This window comes from Paraburkholderia sp. JPY419, assembly GCF_050435705.1.
GTDB classification, from domain to species: Bacteria; Pseudomonadota; Gammaproteobacteria; order Burkholderiales; family Burkholderiaceae; genus Paraburkholderia; species Paraburkholderia youngii.
Genome location: NZ_JBNDKV010000001.1, coordinates 941317 through 962755, shown reverse-complemented (window position 1 = coordinate 962755; position 21439 = coordinate 941317). Strand labels below are relative to the sequence as shown.

The 21439-nt window shown below is 62.0% G+C and carries 16 protein-coding genes and 1 pseudogene; 8 read left to right on the top strand and 9 right to left on the bottom strand.

Annotated features, from left to right (window positions below):
* Positions 1–104: 104 nt before the first annotated feature.
* Positions 105–1676, top strand: coding sequence for an MFS transporter (locus QFZ91_RS04460; protein ID WP_429566376.1), 1572 nt, complete (start codon positions 105–107; stop codon positions 1674–1676).
* Between the two features lie 66 nt (positions 1677–1742).
* Here QFZ91_RS04460 and QFZ91_RS04455 read toward each other — a convergent pair whose 3' ends face one another.
* Positions 1743–2564, bottom strand: a complete 822-nt coding sequence (locus QFZ91_RS04455; protein WP_429566375.1) for an aldo/keto reductase — start codon at positions 2562–2564, stop codon at positions 1743–1745.
* Positions 2565–2683: 119 nt separating this feature from the next.
* On the opposite strand from QFZ91_RS04455, the gene QFZ91_RS04450 reads away from it, so the two are divergent.
* The 3 genes from QFZ91_RS04450 (at position 2684) to QFZ91_RS04440 (ending at position 6301) form a co-directional block, all read left to right on the top strand.
* A complete protein-coding gene (locus tag QFZ91_RS04450; protein ID WP_429566374.1) occupies positions 2684–3661 on the top strand; it encodes a LysR family transcriptional regulator in 978 nt (325 codons plus the stop codon).
* Positions 3662–3748: 87 nt separating this feature from the next.
* Positions 3749–4498: an SAM hydrolase/SAM-dependent halogenase family protein gene (locus tag QFZ91_RS04445; protein WP_429566373.1), complete on the top strand. Its 750-nt coding sequence runs from the start codon at positions 3749–3751 to the stop codon at positions 4496–4498.
* Between the two features lie 567 nt (positions 4499–5065).
* Positions 5066–6301 carry a hypothetical protein gene (locus QFZ91_RS04440; protein WP_429566372.1) on the top strand — a complete coding sequence of 412 codons (1236 nt, stop codon included), beginning with the start codon at positions 5066–5068 and terminating at the stop codon, positions 6299–6301.
* Positions 6302–6391: 90 nt separating this feature from the next.
* On the opposite strand, the gene QFZ91_RS04435 is transcribed toward QFZ91_RS04440, so the two are convergent.
* From QFZ91_RS04435 to QFZ91_RS04405, 7 genes are all read right to left on the bottom strand, one after another.
* A complete protein-coding gene (locus tag QFZ91_RS04435; RefSeq protein ID WP_013093620.1) occupies positions 6392–7126 on the bottom strand; it encodes an ABC transporter ATP-binding protein in 735 nt (244 codons plus the stop codon).
* A 50-nt stretch (positions 7127–7176) separates the two neighbouring features.
* A complete protein-coding gene (locus QFZ91_RS04430) occupies positions 7177–9117 on the bottom strand; it encodes an ABC transporter permease subunit (RefSeq protein ID WP_429566371.1) in 1941 nt (646 codons plus the stop codon).
* A gap of 8 nt (positions 9118–9125) precedes the next feature.
* Complete coding sequence (locus QFZ91_RS04425) at positions 9126–10001, bottom strand: branched-chain amino acid ABC transporter permease (protein WP_429566370.1); 876 nt, start codon at positions 9999–10001, stop codon at positions 9126–9128.
* 108 nt (positions 10002–10109) lie between these two features.
* Positions 10110–11324 (bottom strand): ABC transporter substrate-binding protein, encoded by a 1215-nt coding sequence (locus QFZ91_RS04420; RefSeq protein WP_429566369.1) that lies wholly within the window; start codon positions 11322–11324, stop codon positions 10110–10112.
* A 207-nt stretch (positions 11325–11531) separates the two neighbouring features.
* Entirely contained in the window at positions 11532–12209 is a 678-nt protein-coding gene (locus QFZ91_RS04415) for a carbonic anhydrase (protein ID WP_368717930.1), read from the bottom strand.
* 9 nt (positions 12210–12218) lie between these two features.
* Positions 12219–13541: a DUF2254 domain-containing protein gene (locus QFZ91_RS04410; RefSeq protein ID WP_429566368.1), complete on the bottom strand. Its 1323-nt coding sequence runs from the start codon at positions 13539–13541 to the stop codon at positions 12219–12221.
* Between the two features lie 206 nt (positions 13542–13747).
* Complete coding sequence (locus tag QFZ91_RS04405) at positions 13748–16519, bottom strand: MGH1-like glycoside hydrolase domain-containing protein (protein ID WP_429566367.1); 2772 nt, start codon at positions 16517–16519, stop codon at positions 13748–13750.
* Between the two features lie 358 nt (positions 16520–16877).
* Here QFZ91_RS04405 and QFZ91_RS04400 point away from each other — a divergent pair.
* Positions 16878–17072: pseudogene (locus tag QFZ91_RS04400) on the top strand (2Fe-2S iron-sulfur cluster-binding protein); the annotation flags it as partial.
* A 139-nt stretch (positions 17073–17211) separates the two neighbouring features.
* Here the strand turns inward: QFZ91_RS04400 and QFZ91_RS04395 are convergent.
* Positions 17212–18144, bottom strand: a complete 933-nt coding sequence (locus QFZ91_RS04395; RefSeq protein ID WP_368717931.1) for a helix-turn-helix domain-containing protein — start codon at positions 18142–18144, stop codon at positions 17212–17214.
* 122 nt (positions 18145–18266) lie between these two features.
* Here QFZ91_RS04395 and QFZ91_RS04390 point away from each other — a divergent pair, with 122 nt between their 5' ends.
* Genes QFZ91_RS04390 through QFZ91_RS04380 form a run of 3 tightly spaced genes read left to right on the top strand, consistent with a single transcriptional unit; the run spans position 18267 to position 21212 of the window.
* Positions 18267–19112: an SDR family NAD(P)-dependent oxidoreductase gene (locus tag QFZ91_RS04390; RefSeq protein ID WP_429566366.1), complete on the top strand. Its 846-nt coding sequence runs from the start codon at positions 18267–18269 to the stop codon at positions 19110–19112.
* A 34-nt stretch (positions 19113–19146) separates the two neighbouring features.
* Complete coding sequence (locus tag QFZ91_RS04385) at positions 19147–20868, top strand: FAD-dependent oxidoreductase (protein ID WP_429566365.1); 1722 nt, start codon at positions 19147–19149, stop codon at positions 20866–20868.
* Positions 20865–21212 (top strand): NIPSNAP family protein, encoded by a 348-nt coding sequence (locus QFZ91_RS04380; protein ID WP_018436310.1) that lies wholly within the window; start codon positions 20865–20867, stop codon positions 21210–21212. Before QFZ91_RS04385 ends, QFZ91_RS04380 begins: the two co-directional genes overlap by 4 nt.
* Positions 21213–21439: the final 227 nt, after the last annotated feature.

Below are 21439 nucleotides of genomic sequence, written 5' to 3'. Positions count from 1 at the left end.
GACGCTGGTTCCCGTTATAGTACATCCGACGTGATGCTGATCGAGTAGCTCCATCCGTGTACGCCGACGTGTACGCGCAAACGCACCTTTCCCTTGCGATAGTCATGACACTCGCCTCCCCACCAAAAAATGCCCTCGCGCTCGCCGCGGTATGCCTGACCTCGTTGATGTTCGGCCTCGAAATTTCCAGTGTGCCGACGGTGCTCTCCACCCTTGAAGGCGTGCTGCACGCAGATTTCAAGGAGATTCAATGGATCATGAACGCCTACACGCTCGCGTGCACCACCGTGCTGATGGGCACCGGCGCGCTGGCAGACCGTTTCGGACGCAAACGCATCTACGTGGCCAGCATCGTGATGTTCGGGATCACCTCGCTCATCTGCGGCCTCGCACAGAGTGCGTCCGTCCTGATCGTCAGCCGTTTTTTGCAAGGGACGGGCGGCGGAGCGATGCTGATCTGCCAGGTGGCGGTGCTGTCGCATCAGTTTCAGGAAGGGCGCGACCGCAGCAAAGCGTTTGGCGCGTGGGGAATCATCTTCGGCATCGGCCTCGGCTTTGGTCCGATCATCGGCGGCATGATCGTCGCAGTCGCCAACTGGCAGTGGGTGTTCCTCGTCCACGCGTTGATCTCGATCGTGGCGCTAGGTCTCGTCTACGCGGGTGTGCAGGAGTCCCGCGACCCGCATGCGCAACATCTGGACGTTGCTGGCATGCTCACGCTTTCCGCGTCGTGTTTCGGTCTCGTCTATTTGATTACGCAAGGTCCGGATCTCGGCTTGGAGAGCCCCGCCGCGCTCGGCATCGTCGCGGCGACGGCGTCGGGTTTTATCGCGTTCATCCTCGTCGAGAAGCGTAGTCGTCGGCCGATGTTCGACTTTTCCGTGTTCCGGACCCGCCGGTTTTCAGGTGCGATATGCGGATCGACGGGCATGAACTTCAGCTATTGGCCGTTCATGATCTATCTGCCGATCTATTTTCAGGGCGCGCTCGGCTACACGAATGTGAAGTCCGGACTGTCGCTGCTCGCCTATACGCTACCCACGCTCATCGTGCCGCCATTTGCCGAGCGGCTTGCGCTGCGCTTCGATGCGAGCAGGGTCATTCCGCTCGGACTGTTCATCATCGGTCTCGGCTTCATCCTGATGAGGTGCGGAGCTGGCGTGGAGCAAGCGAGTTGGCTCACGATGCTACCGGGGTGCCTGTTGTGCGGAACCGGGCTGGGGATGACCAACACGCCCGTCACCAATACTGCGACCGGCTCGGTCTCGTCGAACCGCGCAGGCATGGCCTCGGGTATCGATATGAGCGCGAGACTGATCAGTCTGGCCATCAATATCGCGCTGATGGGTTGCATACTCTTCGAAGGTGTGCTTTCTTATCTTTCTCGCGCGCTTCCCGGCCATTCCGAAACCTCGTCGCTGCGTTTTCTCGCGCAAAAAGTGGCAGCCGGCAATATTGCGCATCTGACGCGGGACAGCGCGAAACTCGCAACCGCCGATCCGCATGGCGTGATCGCTCATGCGGCGCTCGTGCACGGCTTCGGTCTCGTGATGCTGTACGCCGTGATCTGTGTATGGGCTTTGGCGCTGCTCAGCGTCGTCGCGTTCGGACTGGGCACCTACGCGCATCGTCCGAACTCTGCGCTGGATGAGTGTGCCCGTCATCCGAGCACGTAAGCCTGCTGCACAAGCCATCCCGCGACCATTGAGGAACGCGGACACTTCAGCAGCCGTTGTGCTCAGTCACGCGTCCCATTGGGGAGCGAAGGGGGGAACGACGTAACGCTGATCCTTGCGAAGCGCTGCGATTGCTTTGCGGTCATCGTCGTCGAGTCGAACAGCCAGTGCATTCAGATTTGCTTGCTGGCTTTCGCGCCGCTGCGCCTTGGGGATCGCAATAACGCCGTTCTGATCGAGCAGCCAGGCAATGGCAATCTGTGCGGCAGTCGCACCGTGCTTGCTGCCGATCCGCGCCAATGTCGCATCGCTTGCCGCACGTCCCTGGGCGAGCGGCGCATACGCGATCAACGGGATGTTTTTCGAGCGCAGATAGGCGAGCATCGCGGACTGATCCAGGAACGGGTGATATTCAAGTTGATGACAGGCGATCGGCGCGCCTATGTCCTCAACGGCCGCTTCGATCAACGGCATATTGAAATTGCACACGCCGATGCCGCGGGTAAGCCCCGCCTCCTTGAGCTGCATGAGCGTCTCCAAAGCAGCCGCAAGATTCATGTCGCGGGACGGCCAATGGATCATGTAGAGGTCGACGAAATCAAGTCGCAGCTTCTCGAGGCTCTTGGCAAATGCGCGGCGCAGGGCATTGGGTTCGAGGTTCTCGTGCCATACCTTGGTCGTCACGAATAGCTCGTCCCGCGCGATGCCCGAGCCGGCGATGGCGGCCCCCACCGATTCTTCGTTCCGGTACATCTCGGCGGTATCGATATGCCGATAGCCGACTTCCAGCGCGCTTTCTACGACCGGCTGACAGTCGTTGCCGGGCATGCGGAACGTACCGAAGCCCAGGCGTGGTATGGCGAGCTCTCCGCGTTTGATCGTTTCCATACTGTTCCTCCGTGTTGATGAGGCGTCCAATGTCTCACGCGCCAATTGATGAATAAAGTATGGTTCAATCAAATTTGAAATGATTAAAATCACGAATCCATCAGTATTCGAGGCGCATCATGACCTTCGACGGTCGATTGTTCGCGGGGATAACGGTGCTTGCCGCTGTCGCCGAAAGCGGAAGTTTCGTTCGTGCCGCAGAGGCGCTCGGCGTGTCTCCGTCGGGCGTAAGCAGAGCGATAAGCCGGCTGGAACAGCAGATCGGCGTCCGCTTGCTCGACCGTACGACCCGATCGCAAACCTTGACCGACGAAGGAAGGCGTCTCTACGAGACTGTCAGCCCACATCTGGTCGGCATCGAGTGCGCGGCAAGTGCAGCATCGGGTTCTGCCGGCGTGGTCCAAGGCAAGTTGCGCGTCAATGTGGACCCCTTCTTTTCTCGGACCGTCCTCGCGTCGAAGCTGCCCGGATTTCTGCGGCAGTTTCCAGAGCTTTCGGTGGAATTGATCATGCGCGATGACGTGGGCGATCTCGTTGCGGATGGCTTCGACCTTGCGATACGCTTCGGGCCGCCACCGGTTGGTACTCTGGTTGCTCGCAAGCTGCTGGAAGCGCGGATCATCACGGTTGCGTCTGCGGCTTACCTTGAAAGCAACGGCCGCCCCAATTGTCCTGATGACGTCGTCGATCACGAACGCATACTTTTCTACAATCCCGTATCGGGACGCCCCTTTGAATGGGAGTTCCAGCGGGGCAAGGAAGTCGTTAGCATCCCGATCTCCGGGCGGCTGCTGGTCTCCGATGTCGGCACGATGCTGAACGCTTGCGTAGCGGGCGCAGGAATCGCCCAGGTCATGTCGATCGGCACGGAAACACTGATCGCACAGCACGAGCTCGTCGATCTGTTTCCGGACTGGCCGGATGAACGTTTCCCTCTATATGCGCTCTATCCGTCGCGGCGGCACCTGGCCGCAAAGGTGCAGGTGTTCATCGCGTTCTGCGTTGATGCGCAGATCACGCCAAATGGGTCTGCGACCTCGGAGCAAGCAAAGCGGAGCCGATCTCCATCGAGGCGTTCGCGTTCCCGCTCGCGCTGATATGTGCGGAGAAGGCGAGGAGCGGGGATTTCAATATTTAACGAACGCTGACCGGCGAGGCGGCACAGGACCCAAGGAGGCTATGCGATGCTCGCACTCTTTACCGATTTCGGGGCCGACGACATCTATGTCGGGCAGGTAAGGGTCGCTTTGCTGCGACACGCGGCAGCCGGCACCCCCATTATCGATGTGCTGCATACTGCCCCGAACTACGACCCGCGGGCAGGCGCGCATCTACTCGCGGCGCTAGCACGGTGGTATCCGCCGGATTGTGTGTTCCTTGCCGTGGTCGATCCCGGCGTGGGTAGCGAGCGGGATGCCGTCGTGCTGCAAGCCGACGGGCAGCGGTTCGTCGGGCCGGACAACGGGCTGCTCTCGGTCGTGGCGGCGCGCGCGGCACATACCCGGGCCTGGCGGATTACATGGCGTCCCGCCGCGCTTTCCGCCTCGTTTCATGGTCGCGATCTGTTCGCCCCGATGGCGGCATGGGTGAGCCGCGGCGAGTTGCCTTCCGACAAGCTCGTTGAGAGGACAGGCTTGAGCGTGCAACTGGATGCGGGCGATTTCGCCGAGGTCATTTACGTCGATCACTATGGCAATGCGCTGACGGGGCTGCGGGCTGGAACCGTGCCGAGGTCTGCACGGCTGAGCATCGCAGATGCCGATGTCGGGTATGCGCGGGTCTTTTCCGATGTAACGGCAGGTCGAGCTTTCTGGTACGAGAACTCGATCGGGCTCGTCGAGATCGCCGTGAATCGCGGCAGCGCCGCGACGCAGCTTGGCGTGCGTGTCGGAGATGCGGTCCAGGTGAAGGAGGGCGGCGAATCGGTGAGGTAGCGCGCCCTATCAGAGTTGGAGCGTCGCGAATGGCAAGGTGATTTTGCGGGTGAATTCGTCCGTCACGAATGGCATGGTAATTGCGACGGATCACACATCGGTCGAAGAACGTATCCGCTGCAGAAACGTGACGTATGAGACCGATGAACCCCAAAAAAAAAGGTTCTTCGCGGATTTCAGTGGAGGATGGGAACTATCGGCTGGAGTCGGACAGGAGGCGCCGGTCGCAACAACGTTGGTGGCGATTTGCGAGTGCCAACCAGTCGTTTTCAGACGGAGACGGTCCCTCCTCGAAACTGATTGCCTCGTCCCCGCAAAATTCGACCGAGCCATGGCGCCGGCGCCGAGCTATCTGTTCGAATGCACGCCGCATAGCCGGAGAAATGACTTTCCATATTCGTTTTTCTTGGTTCCGCTGTTCCTTAACGTCCAATAGATTGTGCGTTCGAAAATTCCAATAACTTAGACACGCTCGACATGTTCAATAGACGTTTGATAGCTTTGGCCGCGCTCCCATTCATTCTGGAGGCCTGCGGTGGAGGCAGTATTTCGGATAGCCCGAACCCTTTGGCGACCTCGGATCAGTTGGCAGCCGAGAAACTTGCAATCGCTGTTGTTGAGGAGCCCGCCGTTGTTGCGGCAAAAGCTACGCTTAAAGCCAACTGGCTGGCGGCGGCTCGAGCGACCGGCGGCGTATCGGACGAGGCGTTGACAAACCTCGATGAAGCCGTAGATGAAAGTGTGTTCGCCTTCGCGCTATCGCTTGCTTCCGGCGATGCCAACGACCCGAAGGTGGTTTCGTTTCTCGCAGCCCCGCACAATTGGTACGGAATGAACGTGCCGGGATCGCGGACAACCTTTGATAACCCGGACACCATATACCGCAAGATCCCGATTGATCCTGCGTCGAGCTACGTGTTAACGGGAACAGTCCACGCACAAAAACCTGTCGATTTCAATTTCAGCCTCTACAGCAGCACCAGCGCAACGCTTTCCAACCTCGCCGGCGACCAACTCGCCACACAGGCAGATGGCAGTTTCGTCATCAACGCCAGCTCGTCATCAGGCGGGGGCAGCAATCAAATCCAGCTCGTCTCGGGTGCCGCGTCCATCTTCGTGCGCGATACGATCAACGAATGGGGAGTACAACAATTCAACAGCCTGGCGATAAAGCGGACCCCGTCAGTCTCGACGCAAGCACAGACCGCTGACGCGCTCGCTACGACTCTGGCAGCGACGCTACAAACTCCGGCTGCGGCTGCGCCCTTCATTGCCTACAATGCTCTTGGGTACGCTCAGCCTGTCAACACGCTTCCTACGCCATCGCTGGGCGGCACCGGGGGGCGCCTCGCCAACCAGGCCGGGTCATATGCTGCATTCCAGCTTGCCGATGACGAAGCACTGGTCCTCACCGCCAACCTCGGTGGGGCAAAATACTTCATCGCACCGGCCTATGGCCGATGGACGATCACGACCGACTACATCAATCACACCCAGACGCTAAATAACGCGCAAGCGGTGCCCAATCCGGATGGCACGTACACGTTCGTGATATCGCCGAAAGACCCAGGCGTCTACAACTGGGTTGACACGGCAGGACTGCACCAGGGCTTCCTTAACCCACGTTGGCAAGGATTACCCACGTCACCTGCTTCGGTGGGTCCGTCGGCGACGGTCAAGGTTGTGAAGCTTAGCGACCTTCAGACCGTTCTCCCCACGACAACGAAGTACGTCACTGCGACGGAACGACAAGCACAGTTGGCTGCGCGTGCTGCGAGTTACGCGTCGCGATACGCACCCTGAACTCTTCGCGTTGGCGTGAATGAGCGCCTGGCGGCGACGCAAGATCTCGCCGCCGGCTATACATTGAGCGCGGTCGTCCAAGACGCTACATCAATGACTCGTTCCCAGATAAGCGGCCTTCACTGACGGATCGTTGCGCAATTGCAGCGCCGGCCCGTGCGCGGCGATCCGGCCGTTCTCCAATACGTAACCGTAATCCGCCACGTTGAGCGCCGCCGCGGCGAACTGCTCGACGAGCAGCATCGTCACGCCCTGGCCCTTCAGATTCTCGATGATGCGAAAGACCTCTTCGACGAGTATCGGTGCGAGCCCCATCGAAGGTTCGTCGAGCAGCACGAGTTCCGGATTCAGCATGATCGCGCGCGCCATCGCGAGCATCTGCTGCTCGCCCCCGGAGAGGGTGCCGGCCAGTTGATGGCGCCGCTCTTTCAGACGCGGAAAGAGTTCGATCGCGCGTTCCAGATCGGCGTTCACGTCGCCGCGCGGACGCGCCCACGTGAGGCGTGGAAAGGCGCCGAGGATCAGGTTGTCGTGCACGCTCATCGTCGCGAACACGCGCCGTCCTTCCGGCGAATGCGCGAGCCCGAGACGCGCGATGCGATGCGAGTCGAGCGCATCGATCCGCTTTGCGCTCGCGCCCACGCCCATCGTGATCTCACCGTCGCTGGGGCGGATCATGCCGGAGATCGCGCGCATCGTGGTGGTTTTCCCCGCGCCGTTCGAGCCGATCAGCGTGACGACCGAGCCCTTGGGCACGTCGATCGAAATGCCGTGCAGCACTTTCACCTTGCCATATCCTGCATGCAGATTCTTGACCGATAGCATGTGTGTTCCTGAGTGTTCCTGTGTATCTCGTGGGTCGAGATGAGCCCGGCTCAGGCCGCTTGCCCCGCCGCCTCGCCGCCGAGATAAGCCTCGATGACTTTTTCGTTCGACTGGATGTCGGCCGGCTTGCCTTCCGCGATCTTCTGCCCGAAGTCGAGCACCGACACGCGATCGCAGACGCTCATCACGACGTCCATGTGATGTTCGATCAGCACGACGGTGATGCCGTGAGCGCGCACCTTGCGGATGATTGCGACCAGCTCCTTGATGTCGGGCGCGGTCAGGCCGGCCGCCGGTTCGTCGAGCAGCAGCACTTGCGGATCGAGCGCGAGCGCCCGCGCGATTTCCAGCAGCCGTTGCTTGCCGTAGGGCAGGTTGCGCGCTTCTTCGCCGGCGGCATGTTCAAGCCCGACAAAGCGCAGCATGCCCAACGCGCGCTCACGGGCGGCGCGCTCCTCGCGCCGGTACCGCGGGGACATCAGTCCGACGTCCGCGATATGTGCGCGAAACGTGTGATGCAAGCCGACCAGCACGTTTTCGAGCGCGCTCATCTCGCCGAACAGTTGCACGTTCTGGAAGGTGCGTGCGATGCCCGCCAACGCGATCTGCGACGAAGTCTTGCCCGCGAGCGACATGCCGCGATACTCGATCGAGCCCGCGGTCGGCACATAGATGCCGGTCAACACGTTCATCATCGTGCTCTTGCCGGAGCCATTAGGGCCGATCAGCCCGTGAACCGTGCCACGCCGCACGCTCAGGTCGACCTGGTTGAGCGCCTTGAGCCCGCTGAACTGCATCAGGATGCCGCGTAGTTGCAGGATTTCTTCCGTGTCGCCCGCGTGCACGGCGGCGACCGCGTCTGCGCCGATCGTCGCGGGTTGATGGGCGTTGACGGTGCTCGCGCGCACCACGCCGCCCATCATGCTCTTGCGCACGAATCCGATCACGCCGTCCTGCAGGTAGTACACGACGAGCAGGATCATCAGGCCAAAGATGCTCAGCCGCCAGTCGGCGAGCGTGTCGATGCAGTACGAAAACGCGGCGAGCCCCACCGTACCGAATACCGGAATCGCCACCTTGCGTGGCGTCGACACCTTGCGCGCGAGCGCTATGCCTGCGCCGATCACTACCGCGGCTGCCAGCACCGATGCGACGACGCGGAACATATCGATGTCATCGAGCAGCTTGGGTAGGAGCACGATGATCGCCGAGCCGAGCACCGCGCCGGTGCGCGTCTTGCGCCCGCCCATGATGATCGCGAGCAGGAACAGGATGGTCAGCTCGAAGTTGTAGGTATTCGGTGAGATGTACTGCTCCGAATACGAGTAGAGGCAGCCGGCCAGACCGGCGAAGCCCGCGCTTATCACGAACGCGTAGACCTTGTAGCGGTACACCGATACGCCCATACAGTCCGACGCGATCGGACTGTCTCGGAGGGCTTCGAAGGCCCGGCCCAGATGCGACTTGAGCACCCGGTGCACGACGATCAGCGAGGCCACCAGCAGGACCGCGACGAGCCAGTAGTACTCGACTTCGTTCATCGGCCGCGCACCGAGCGACGGCTTCGGAATCTTGACGCCCATCGGCCCGTTGGTCAGAAAATCCATCTCGTTGATGAGAATCTGAAGGATCGTGCCGAACGCGAGCGTCACCATCGCGAGGTAGGGGCCGGACACGCGCAGTGCGGGCAGCGCGAGGATCGCGCCGAAGCCGGCCGTGACGAGAATCGCGAGCGGCGCGGTCACGAAAATCGGCAAGCCGAGCTTCATGAACAGCACGCCCGCCGTGTAGGCGCCAACCCCGAACAGCCCCGCATGCCCGAGCGAAACCTGGCCGGTGTAGCCGACCACGATGTCGAGACCGAACAACAGGATCGCGTAGATCATGATGGTCTCGACCAGATGGATGTAGTACGGATTGCCCGACAGCACCGGGAACACCGCAAGCGCGATCAGCACAAGTGCCGTCGCAACGAGTTTCTTCAGATTCACGGCGGCCCTCACACTTTCTTGATCGAAGTCTTGCCGAACAGCCCGGCGGGTTTCATCGCGAGCACGATGAGCAGCAGGACCAGCCCCGGCACATCCTTGTAGCCGGTGGAGAGATAGAAGCCGGTAGTGGTCTCGGCGATGCCGAGAATCACGCCGCCGACAAGAATGCCCAAACCGCTGGTGAGACCGCCGATGATCGCCACTGCGAACGCCTTGAGGCCGAGCACTGCGCCCATCGTCGCGCCGGTCAGCGTGAGCGGAGCGATCAGCACGCCGGCGAACGCGGCGGTCAGCGACGAGAGGGCATACGAAAACGTGATCACGAGGCCGGTGTTGATGCCCATCAGCGCCGCGGCGTCGCGGTCGTTCGCCGTGGCCACGACGGCCTTGCCGAAGATCGTCTTGCGGTTGAAGAACTCGACGGCCAGCATCATCGCGAGCGCGCCGCCGACCACCAGAAGTTCCATCGGCAGAACGTTGGCGCCGAACACCTTGAGCGGCGCTTCCGGCAACGGCGACGGGAAGCGCAGATCGTCGCGGCCCCAGACGTTTTCCGCGACGTTCTTGAAGATGATGCCCAGCGCAATCGTCGACATGATCCAGCCGAATTCGGATTTGATCCTGATCGCGGGCCGCACCCCGATCCGTTCGACGAACGCGCCCTGCAACAGACCGAACGCGCAGACGAGCGGGATCATCAGCCAATAGTTGACGCCGAGCGAAACCAGCGTGAGGCCGACTAGCGCGCCGAGCATCAGCGCGTCGCCCTGGCCGAAGTTCAGCGTGCCGGAGGTCGCGAATGTGAGTTGGTAGCCGAATGCGATCACGGCGTAGATCATGCCGAGTGCGATCCCGCTATAGATGAGCTGTAAAAAAATGGTCATCGTCGAGCGCCTTAGAGTTCACCATCTATAAAACAAAGCCGCCCCCGCTGGCGGGCGGGTGCGGCTTTGGAGCATGCTGCCGCGCTGGATTTGGGCTTTTATCCGCGCTTAGTTCGTCGACGCCTGCTTGCTGCGCAACTGGCTGCCGTCCTTGCGATCAGCGTCATACGCATAGATCACGCGGCCGCCCTTGACCTCGCCAACCACCGGCACGTTCGGGCTGATCGCCTCGTGGTCGTCGTGAGTGAACGGCTTGTCGTACACCATCACGACGCCTTCCACCTTGCTGTTGAGGTTTTCGAGCGCGGCGCGCACCTTCGAACCATCGGTCGAACCTGCCTGGGTCATCGCCGCGGCCAGCAAATAGACCGAGTCGTACCCTTGGGCGGCGGACACCGCCGATTCGATGCGGTTGTTCTTCGGCTTGAACTCCTTGAGGTACGCGTCGATGAACGCCTTGCGCTTGGGCGTGTTCGCTTCCTGAATGAACGTCTGCGGCATCCGCGCGCCTTCGCCGTTGGTGCTCGCGTTGTCGATGTAGTTCGCCATCGACAGGGTCCAACTGCCGACCAGCGGCACTTTCCAGCCGAGCTTGGCCATGCCGTTGGCGATCTGCGCGAGTTCCGGCCCAATGCCGTAGGTCAATACCGCTTCAGCGCCGGCCTCCTTGGCCTTGAGCAGCTGCGCGGTCATGTCGACGTCCTTGATATTGAATTTTTCTACGGCAACCGGCTTCACGCCTTTCGTGGCCAGCGCCTTTTCGAGGTCTTCGCGGCCGAGCTGACCGTAATTGGTCGAGTCCGCGAGAATCGCGACCTTCTTGAAGCCGCGTTTGGTGATCGCTTCTTCAACGATCATCGGCGCCTGAATGCGGTCGGCAGCGGCGTTGCGGAACACGTAGTTATCTGGTTGATCGGTGAACTGCTTCGTCAGGACACTGCCAGTCGCGACGTTGTTGAACACCGGGATCTTCGCTTCCTGGAAGAAGCGTTGAGACGCGAGTGCCACGCCGGTATTGATGTAGCCCACCACCGCAGCCACTTTTTCCTTGTTGATCAGCTCTTGCGCGATCTGTACGCCGCGTTCATTTTTCGCCTCGTCGTCGCGCTCGACCAGCACGATCTGACGGCCAAGCACGCCACCGGCTTTATTGATTTCCGCGGTGGCGAGCCGCACGCCGTCGCGCATGCTCACGCCCATCGAAGACGAACCGCCGGTGAAAGGTCCGTCGACACCGATCTTGATCGGCTCGGCGGCGAAACTGACGTCAATGAGGGCACACAACGCGAGCGCGCTCACGACGCTCTTCAAGCGAATTCCCATACTGTCTCCGTAGCATGTCTTTTTTTGCACAGGGCCTGGAAGCGGCTTCCATGCACGCCGACTGGACGTTCTCAGGGAGCCTGAGCGCCCGTCGTGACGGAGTATGGAATTGTTAATATATATGTAATATTCGGACTTACCCGCGTGGTGCAATAGCGCGGTTATTGGCAGCGCCAATCCGGTCCCGTCGCCAAGCCTGACAAACCATCACCTCGCCCGTGCCGCAAGGCGCGCAATGATCCGCTCAGCCATTGCGCGATCGATGACTTCGAATGAGCGGCTCGTGCGCTCATAGGCATACATGGCGCCAGTCGCAATATCGAACCACCAGCCGCTCAGTACGAGTGCCCCGGCGGTGACTTGCTGGCGGACGATCGGGTAGGTCATCAGGTGCTCGAGCTGCACGAGCACGTTGAGTTGCGACAATTGATCGTGCGCTTTCAAGCTGTCATCGAGCGGACCTTCCTGTTCGAGCCGAAACGCCGCGGTGTTGGCGTGGCATAGCCATTTATCGAGGTTTGGCGATTTCAGCTTGGCGTTGCGTGAGAACACGGCCTTCATCGCGCCGCACTCAGAATGCCCGCACACGACGATATTCGCGACTTTCAACACCAGCACCGCATATTCGATTGCGCTGGCCTCGGAAAGATCTCCGGTGGAGACACCGTCCGCAGTGGCCGGCGGGATCAGATTGCCCACGTTGCGCATCGTAAAGAGATCGCCGGGATGGGTCGATGCCAGCAGATCCGGCACGACGCGGCTGTCCGAGCAGGTGATGAAGAGCGCATCGGGAGTCTGCGCGAGCGCCAGTTTGCTGAACTGCTGTGCGTATTGCGGCAGCATTTTCTCCCGGAACTCGACGATGCCCATGATGAGTTTTCGCACGATCGCCTCTCAAACGACGGGTTGCCTTGCCGCCGAGGTCTCCGAGCCTCCAAGCCCTTGCGAGTCCGGGATACGGGCCAACGCCAGGTCCTCCGGAAATGGATGCCTCACGCCGATCTCACGGTCCAGCAGGGTCAGCTCGACCCGCAATGCGTCGTGACGATGCTCCGGCAAGCACTGGAGGAGATTCTCTATCGCCGCGCGCTGACGTCGCGCGATCTGGATGCTGCCCGCGCCATACTGACGTATCTCGCGAAAACTGATATGCACGAAATCTTCCCAGTTCGGCGTTCGAAAGATCACGCACACACGGCCAGACTTATCCCTGATCTCTTCGGTGTACAAAGACCGTTTTCCGACTACGCGCAATAGCCGCTGTAGTTGGTCGATGGCCAGCACGGCCGTTGTGGGATCGTTGATCGCGGCCGATAACGCCTTCAGCGCAATATCGACGAGGATGCGGAACGCGAACATGGGATCCTGTTCCATCGTGCGTTCGGTCCCAAAGGCGACCAGCGTACGCAGCCGGTTTTCATCGATTGCGCCCGCGTCCCCGTACAGATAGAACAAGGGTTCGTCCACCGCGACGAAATCGCCGACTTGCGGCACGAATTCGATAACCGAGTTCGTGCGTCTCGCCTTGGCAACCAGCCTTTCGAGATTCACGGCCAGAACGATGCCGGATGTACCGCTGTGGCGAATGATGCGATCAGGTGCGCCTCGCTTGCGGTCAATGCACGGCGGGGCGATCCGGCCCGTCGCCGGCGCGGGATAAACGCCTTCGATGACCGCTATCCCAAGTTCCCCAACTCGCGCCACGAGGCTCACTGGCCGCAGGAATTTCGCCGCATAGTCGATCAGGAAAAGGAAGGCGACGACGGAAGCGAATCCGAATAGCGCTGCGATGAATACCTGAAGCTGGTGCACCTCGCTGTCACCCATCCAGCCTAGGGTCCTGTTGGCGAATAACAGTGTGAAAACGAACAATCCCGAGATGTTGCGGATCACGTTGTCGCGCAGCAAGGTCGTCGCGATGATCCGCGGGGTGTATTGACCGCCAGCGACCTGGATCGCGACGAGCAGCGACCCGAAGGTAAATACCAGAAACGCCAGGTCCGCGGAAACGATGTCGCCGACAAGCGACCGCGCTCCAGTCATGGACAGCCCGAAAAGGCCAGTTTTTGGATCGAGGATGTCGTGTCCGATCAACCACCTTCCCAGCATTTCAGTGAGCGGCTTCACCACCGCATAGATCGCTACCGCGACGAGCGGTACCGTCCACAGGGAAGATCTGAGGTAACTCTTTAGGCTGTACCAGCGGTTCCAGTCCATGATTGCACGGTTCCTACGTCGCGATTCGCCTCGGACGATGAAAAGGAGACTCCTCGGGCACGTGGAGTCTCCCCAACCAATAAGACACGCGACCTTCAGGTCGGTCAATGAGACTTTGGTCCGACAGCTCGACGCCTGTGGATGCGAAACCGCGCGACGACGATGACAAGAGATCGTTATGAAGAATGGCCGCAGGTGAGCGTCGTCTAACGCGCCATCGTGGGGAGTGCGTCTTCGGCGACTGGCGCTCCCGCCCGCACATCTTCGGCAGCGGCGGCGGTATCGGACGCCACATGGGCCAGCTTCATCAGACGCGGCTGCAGCAGCAGCGCGACGAGACCGCTCCAGCCCGTCTGATGCGAAGCGCCGACGCCACGCCCGCTGTCGCCGTGAAAGTACTCATGGAAAAGCACGAGATCGGACGAACGCGGGTCGGCCTGCAACTGCGGATAAGCCGCCATCACCGGTCGCATGCCGTGCTCGTCCTTCAGAAAGAGGGTGGTGACACGCCGTGCGAGACCGTCGGCGATCTCGCTGAGCGAGCACCGGTTGCCTGACCCCGTCGGATACTCGATGCGGAACTCGTCGCCGTAGTAGCGATGGAATTCATACAGCGATTCGATCAGCAGATAGTTGACGGGCATCCACACGGGTCCGCGCCAGTTCGAATTGCCGCCGAATACGCGCGATTCCGATTCGGCCGGCTGATACTCGATGCAGACATGCGCGCCGCCATGATCGAACTCGTACGGTGTATCGCGATGCACGCGTGACAGTGCACGCACGCCGTGATCGGACAGGAATTCGTTTTCGTCGAGCGCGCGCCGCAGCAGCGCCGTCATCCGGTATCCGCGCAGCAGCGACAGCAGCGTGGTATTGCCCTTGCCGGGTTCGGTCCAGCGCGACACCAGCTTGGCCAGGTTCGGCCGGTGATCGAGAAACCACGCGAGCCGTTCTCGCAAGCCGGGCAGATGGCCGTATATCCGTTCTTCGAGCACATGCACGGCGAACAGCGGGATCAGGCCGACGATCGAGCGAACGCGCATCGGCACACGCGTTCCATCCGGAAGATGCAGTACGTCATAGAAGAATTCGTCGCGGCCGTCCCACAGCCCTGTTCTGCAGCCCTCGCTGCAACCGACGGCTTCCGCGATATACAGGAAGTGCTCGAAAAACTTCACCGCGATTTCGACATACGCGTTGTTCGTCATCGCGAGCTCGAGTCCGATCTGCATCAGGTCGAGCGCATACGAGGCCATCCACGCGGTGCCGTCGGCCTGGTCGATGCGGCCGCCGGTCGGCAGCGGCGAAGAGCGGTCGAAGATCCCGACGTTGTCGAGCCCGAGAAAGCCACCCTGGAAGATGTTGCGATCCTCCGCATCCTTGCGGTTGACCCACCACGAAAAGTTCAGCAGCAGCTTGTGGAACATCACTTCGAGAAACTGGTGGTCGCCGACGCCCGTGACTTCACGGTCGAGTTCGTACACGCGCCATGTCGCCCATGCATGAACCGGCGGGTTCGCGTCGCCGAACGCCCACTCGTACGCGGGCAATTGTCCGTTCGGATGCATGTACCGTTCTTTCACGAGCAGCAGCAACTGTTTCTTCGCGAAGTCGGGATCGATCATCGCGAACGCTGCGGCATGAAACGCGAGATCCCACGACGCGTACCACGGGTATTCCCACTTGTCCGGCATCGAGACGACGTCGCCGTTGCACATATGCCGCCAGTCGGCGTTGCGACCGTACCGGCGTCCTTTCGGCGGCTTCGGCTGACCGGGGTCGCCGTCGTGCCAGCGCGTCACGTCGAACTGGTAGTACTGCTTCGTCCATAGCATGCCGGCGAGCGCCTGGCGTTGCACGAGCCGTGCATCGGCGTCGGCGATGTCGTGCTGGAGCGCGGCGTAGAACTCATCGGCCTCCGCGATCCGGCGCGCGAACAGCGCTTCGAAGTCGAGCGGCGCGTCGCCGCGCGTGATGCCCGCTAGTGTCGCCGGACGCCAGCGCAGATACAGCACCGCGCGCTCGTGCGGCGCGAGCGACAGCGCCACATGCGCGGCGGCGCGGGTGCCCGCGTCGCGGCGTATCGCCTGCTCGTCGCCATCGACGAGGTAATCGTTGAAGCCATCCTTGAACGGGCCCGCGCCGGCGATGCCGAAAATGCGGCGCACATTGGTTTCGTTTTCGCAGAACAGCCATTCGATCGGCTGCGGCGCCGAGGCCGTGACGATCATCGTGCCCAGCGCGGGATTGTGCGCGATCACGCGCGCGCCTTCGGCGGACTTCGCCTCGAGCGTCAGCGAGGGCCTGCCGGGCTTGCCCGACCAGGCCCAGCGGTTGCGCGCCCAGAACAGCGGCAGCACATGAAGTGGCGCGTGCTGATCCGCGCGATTTTCGACGCTGATGCGCATCACGATGTCGTCAGGTGTGTGCTTCGCGTATTCGACCCAGACGTCGAAATAGCGATCGTTGTCGAACACGCCGGTATCGAGAATTTCGTATTCGGGCTGATCGGCGCCGCGCCGGCCGTTTTCGCCGATCAGGTCCTGATACGGATACGCATCGTGCGGGTACTTGTAGAGCATCTTCATGTACGAGTGCGTCGGCGTGCCATCGACATAAAAGTAAAGCTCCTTCACGTCTTCGCCGTGATTGCCCTGCGCATTGGTCAAGCCAAACAGCCGCTCCTTCAGGATGGGGTCGCGCCCGTTCCAGAGCGCGAGCGACACGCACCAGTCGAGTGGATCGTTGCCGAATCCGGCAATGCCGTCCTCGCCCCAGCGGTACATGCGGCTGCGCGCCTGATCGTGGGGGAAATACTCCCAGGCGGTTCCGTAGTCGCTGTAGTCCTCGCGAACCGTGCCCCACTGCCGGTCGCTCAGATAAGGCCCCCAGCGGCGCCAGCAGTCCAGGTCCGGGCCATGCAGACGGATTCCTTCCTTCGAACGGAGCAGATCGTTGGTGCGTAGCGATGACATGAGACCTCCCAAGCTGGGATCGACTGCCAAACACTTTCAGTGCGTGAGTCCCCGCCGGTCCTGTGGCGCATGCGCTGCCGGGCGGTATCTGGATGATAGGCGCCCTTTAGCCTTATTGAGTTCGGCTCCGAACCAGGGAGGTGCAGATACTAGCGCCATCGGGCATCCATGACGATGCACGTTTTGTCCAGGCAAACGTCGTCTCTATCCGTTGCGGGGAACGCGGCTCAGGCTCTAAATTGGCGCCATTAAGCCCAACTGGCGCTTGCGCGAGAAACAAGATTACCTCGCGCGCCACCCGCGCGAACATACCGACAGCGAAGCGGACTGTTCGGACGGCTCTGGAGGAGACACCGGCATGGCCCACCGGATAACCCTCCGTTTTGAGGACAAAGTGACCCGCTTCATCGACTGCGAGGAGGGCGAGCGCGTCACCGATGCCGCCATCCGCGCCAGGATCAATATCCCGCTCGATTGCCGCGATGGTGTGTGTGGCACCTGCAAGGCGGTCTGCGAGTCCGGCGAATACGTTCTGGGCGACTGTGTGGAAGAGATCGGCCAGATCGCGCTCGATCCGGCCAGGCCGATCCAGTATGTGCGGGGCAACAATCTGACCAACTCCGGGCCGGAGCATCTGTTCGCGAAGCTGGGTGCGTTGTCGTCCTGACGCGGATCAGGGGGGCGAAAGCGAGTCAGTTCGCTCTCGCCTTTTCAGGTGGCAAGGAACGATCGTGGGCCGCGGAGCGGTATTCGGTTGGCCGCAGTCCCGTCTGCTTGCGGAAGAAGCGTCCGAAATACGCCTCGTCCTGAAAGCCCAGTTCGCTGGCGATCTGCTTCACGCTGAGCGTCGAATAGCCGAGCAGCCGCTTGGCCTCATGGATCGAGCGTGCATCGATCGCCTCGATGGCCGAGACCCCGAACGTAGCGCGGCAGATGCGGGAGAGCTGGCCGGTGGTCACGCCCATCTCGCCGGCATAGCTGGCGACCGGGCGCCGCTCACGGCAATGGCGGTCGAGCAGGGCGCGGAACCGTTCGATTCGCGCGGCCATCGTGCGCTGCTCGGAACTGGCCGAGAGCCGGGCGCTCTCGCTGAGACGCCCGATCTTGACGAACAGCGTGATGGTGAGTGCGGCGCCCGCGGTGAACTGCCAGCGCTCGTGGCTCTCCGCCTCGTGCCCGATCGACTGAAACAGGGTGTCCAGAGATGTGCCGCGCTCGACGTCGGGATCGATCGACAGCACCGTCGGCGTGCGGATGAATTCCAGCAGCTCGGGCGCGGCCGTCATCGCCAGTGATTCCAGCGCGGACTGCGCGGCGGTGATCACGTGACCGTCGATGTCGCTGCGGAAGTGAAAGCCGTGGACCGAGCGCGCCGGCACGACGACCAGGCATGGCGCCTGGACGGCCCAGGTCTTGCCGTCGATGAAAGTCTCGCCGCCGCCGGCGGTGACGTACAGCACCTGGATCAGCGCATCGTGGACGTGCGGTTCGATGTCGAAGTCGAAACGCCCGGCACGCAGCGGAATGCGCTCGTAATGGACCATGTCGACCCAAGGCTGGTCGGCTTCCGCGCCATAGAGCGCGAAATGCAGCACGGTCCGGCGGCGCTGCTGGTCAGAGGCCATGATGCACGTTATGTCCTGCTCTATGTCGACTCTGTCCATTGTTCCACAGGCGCTCGAGGCGTTCAATGGCGATACGGATATCAGGAAGCGTATTCGCATAGATATTTCAGGAAGGTAATTACATGAGACAGGAACTTGAAAATCGCGGAGCGGCCTCGACCCCGTACGCGCTGAACTTGCACGGAAAGGTCTGCGTGGTCACGGGTGCGGGCAGTGGCATTGGTGCCGGCATCGCGCGCGCCTTCGCCGCTGTCGGCGCGCATGTGGCGCTCGTGGATCGGAATCTTGCCGGTGCTGAAGCTGTCGCCGCCGAGCTTCGGAAGGCCGGTGCGGTGGCGCAGGCGATCGGCTGCGACGTGTCGGACGAAGCCTCGGTCGCCGCAGCTGCCGACAAGGTTCGCGCGGAGATCGGGCCGGTCAGCGCGCTCGTCAACAATGCAGGGCTGCTGCGCGCCGGCGCGCTCGAGACGGTCTCGATCGAGGACTGGAACCAGGCCATCGCCGTCAACCTGACCGGCTATCTGCTGTGTGCCCGGGCGTTCGGGCGCGGCATGCTGGCGGCGGGCAAGGGCAGTATCGTCCACGTTGCGTCGATTGCGTCGCTCAATCCGCAGACCAATAGCGGTTCTTATAGCCCGACCAAAGCGGGCGTGCTGCTGCTGTCGCGGCAGTTGGCGGCGGAATGGGGCCCACGCGGCGTACGCAGCAACTGCGTGCTGCCCGGCATGATCCGCACCGCGCTGTCCGCGAAGTTCTACGAGGAGCCCGGCTTCGAGGCTCGCCGCGCCGCCGCCACCGCGAGCCGCCGCATCGGCGAGCCGGAGGACCTGGCCGGCCCGGCGCTGTTCCTCGCTTCCGATATGGCTGCCTACGTCAATGGCGCGGAGGTGCTCGTCGACGGCGGGCTCGATTGCATGCTGATGGACATGGTTCCGCGCCCCGGCTTCAACGCTACCGCGGCCACGTGAGCGCCATCACACCACAACGACAAGGAGATTGGATATGACCAAGGAGATCACCTGCGATCTGGTCGTGGTCGGATCGGGTGCCGCGGGCCTCGCCACTGCGATCACCGCACGCAAGCGCGGCCTCGATGTCATCGTGCTCGAGAAGGAGCCCGTGTTCGGTGGTACGACCGCGCTGTCGGGCGGGGTCTTATGGATTCCGCTCAGCAAATACGGCCGGCAGCAAAACCCGGCCGACACCGTCGAGCGCGTGCGCGAATACATGATGAGCGAGACGGGCAATAACTACGATGCCGCCGCGGTCGAGTGCTTTGTCGAGAACGGGCCGAAAATGGTCGAGTTCTTCGAGCGCGAGACCGAGATGAAGTTCGTGCCCACGCTCTATCCGGACTATCACCCGGATGCGCCCGGCGGCGTCGACATCGGCCGCTCGATCCTCGCCGCGCCCTATGACATTCGCGGGCTGGGCAAGGACATGCGACGCCTCAAGCAGCCGCTCGAGACGATCACGTTCATGGGCATGATGTTCAATTCATCGAACGCGGACCTCAAGCACTTCTTCCGCGCGACCAGGTCGATCGTTTCGTTCCTCTATGTGGCGCGCCGTCTGGCTACGCACATCAAGGAGCTGGCGCTCTACCGGCGCGGAATCAACGTCACGAGCGGCAACGCGCTCGCCGCGAGGCTCGCGAAGTCGGCGCTGGCGATCGACATCCCGATCCTCACTTCGACGCCCGTGAAGGAACTGCTGAGCGAGAGCGGCAAGGTGACCGGTGTGCGCGCGAGCGCCGCGGACGGTGAGCTTCGAATCACTGCCCGGCACGGCGTCGTGCTGGCTTGTGGCGGCTTCCCGCACGATCTGAAGCGCATCGCGCAGGTCTATCCGCATGTGAAGCGTGGCGGTGAGCATCTGTCGCCCACGCCCGTCGGCAATACCGGCGACGGGCTGACCCTGGCGGAGAAGGTGGGTGGTGCCGTGAAGCTCGGCTTCGCCGATGCGGCGGCGTGGATGCCTGCCTCGAAGGTGCCCTTCGGCAAGGGCCGCACTGGCGTGTTTCCGCATCTGCTCGACCGGTATAAGCCCGGCGTGATCGGCGTGCTGCGCAGCGGTCAGCGCTTCACCAATGAATCGAACTCCTACCACGACGTTGGCGCCGCTTTGATGCGCGCCTGCGAGGGTGAACGGGAGACGGCGATGTGGCTGATCTGCGATAAGGTGGCGCTGGGCAAGTATGGACTGGGCTATGCCAAGCCCGCACCGATGCCGGTGGGGCCGCTGCTGCGCAAAGGCTACCTGATCAAGGGCGACACGATCGGCGAGCTGGCGCGCAATTGCGGCATCGCTCCCGATGCGCTCGAACTGACGGTCCATGCCTACAATCGCGATGCCGGGCGCGGAGAAGACCCGGCGTTCCATCGCGGTCGCACCTCGTTCAACCGTTATCTCGCCGATCCGGACCACAAGCCCAATCCTTGCGTTGCGCCTATCGCGACCGGCCCCTTCTATGCGGTGAAGGTGGTGATGGGCGATCTGGGCACCTTCGACGGCCTCGAGACGAGCGTCACTGGCGAAGTGCTGCGGGCCGACGGCAGCGAGATCGAGGGCCTTTACGCGGTCGGCAATGACCGGCGCAGCGTGATGGGCGGCAACTATCCGGGCGCCGGTATCACGCACGGGCCGAATATGACGTTCGGCTTCGTCACCGGTAACGCGATCGCCACCAAAGCCATGTCTTCCAAAGAGGAGGTGTGCGCATGAATACACGCTCCATGTATCTGGCAAAGCCCCTGTTGGATTTCCGGGTCTACACGATCGCGCTACGCAAGATGCCCGAGTTTCTCGACGTGTTCGACAGGCTCGCGATGCCAATCCTGCTCGAGACGCTTGGACATCCGCTCGGCTTTTGGACGAGCATGGTCGGGCCGCAGAACCAGTTCACCCACCTGTGGGGATATGACGATCTGGCCGACTACGAACGACGGTGCCTGGCACGCGATACGCACCCGGACTTCCCCGCCTATCTGAAGGCATCGGGCCATCTGATCACGGCGCAGGAGACACGGCTCATTCGCGCCACCGCGCTGGATAGCGTCGCAAAGTAAGCCGAAGCTGTCCGCCGAAGCGGGCTCCATCGCGGAGCCCGCGTGCTTCTCTCACAGAAGAGGCGGCTCAGGTCTGGTTGCCCCACAGATCGTCGATCGGGCGGATCGCCAGCAAGTATCCGTTCGCAGTGCGCGACGCAACGAATGAACTGGCCCAGCTGAGCAATATGGCGGGATTTCCGGGTCGGTCGCCGCTCGGCAAGGGATGAAGAATTTGCGGGCACATC

What these genes read in the sequence shown, in the direction of transcription:
- QFZ91_RS04450 (WP_429566374.1), top strand. Translation starts at nt 2,684, where the DNA reads ATGACCTTCGACGGTCGATTGTTCGCGGGGATAACGGTGCTTGCCGCT.
- QFZ91_RS04385 (WP_429566365.1), top strand. Translation starts at nt 19,147, where the DNA reads ATGACCAAGGAGATCACCTGCGATCTGGTCGTGGTCGGATCGGGTGCC.
- QFZ91_RS04390 (WP_429566366.1), top strand. Translation starts at nt 18,267, where the DNA reads ATGAGACAGGAACTTGAAAATCGCGGAGCGGCCTCGACCCCGTACGCG.
- QFZ91_RS04395 (WP_368717931.1), bottom strand. Translation starts at nt 18,144, where the DNA reads ATGGCCTCTGACCAGCAGCGCCGCCGGACCGTGCTGCATTTCGCGCTC.
- QFZ91_RS04460 (WP_429566376.1), top strand. Translation starts at nt 105, where the DNA reads ATGACACTCGCCTCCCCACCAAAAAATGCCCTCGCGCTCGCCGCGGTA.
- QFZ91_RS04455 (WP_429566375.1), bottom strand. Translation starts at nt 2,564, where the DNA reads ATGGAAACGATCAAACGCGGAGAGCTCGCCATACCACGCCTGGGCTTC.
- QFZ91_RS04405 (WP_429566367.1), bottom strand. Translation starts at nt 16,519, where the DNA reads ATGTCATCGCTACGCACCAACGATCTGCTCCGTTCGAAGGAAGGAATC.
- QFZ91_RS04445 (WP_429566373.1), top strand. Translation starts at nt 3,749, where the DNA reads ATGCTCGCACTCTTTACCGATTTCGGGGCCGACGACATCTATGTCGGG.
- QFZ91_RS04410 (WP_429566368.1), bottom strand. Translation starts at nt 13,541, where the DNA reads ATGGACTGGAACCGCTGGTACAGCCTAAAGAGTTACCTCAGATCTTCC.
- QFZ91_RS04380 (WP_018436310.1), top strand. Translation starts at nt 20,865, where the DNA reads ATGAATACACGCTCCATGTATCTGGCAAAGCCCCTGTTGGATTTCCGG.
- QFZ91_RS04425 (WP_429566370.1), bottom strand. Translation starts at nt 10,001, where the DNA reads ATGACCATTTTTTTACAGCTCATCTATAGCGGGATCGCACTCGGCATG.
- QFZ91_RS04420 (WP_429566369.1), bottom strand. Translation starts at nt 11,324, where the DNA reads ATGGGAATTCGCTTGAAGAGCGTCGTGAGCGCGCTCGCGTTGTGTGCC.
- QFZ91_RS04435 (WP_013093620.1), bottom strand. Translation starts at nt 7,126, where the DNA reads ATGCTATCGGTCAAGAATCTGCATGCAGGATATGGCAAGGTGAAAGTG.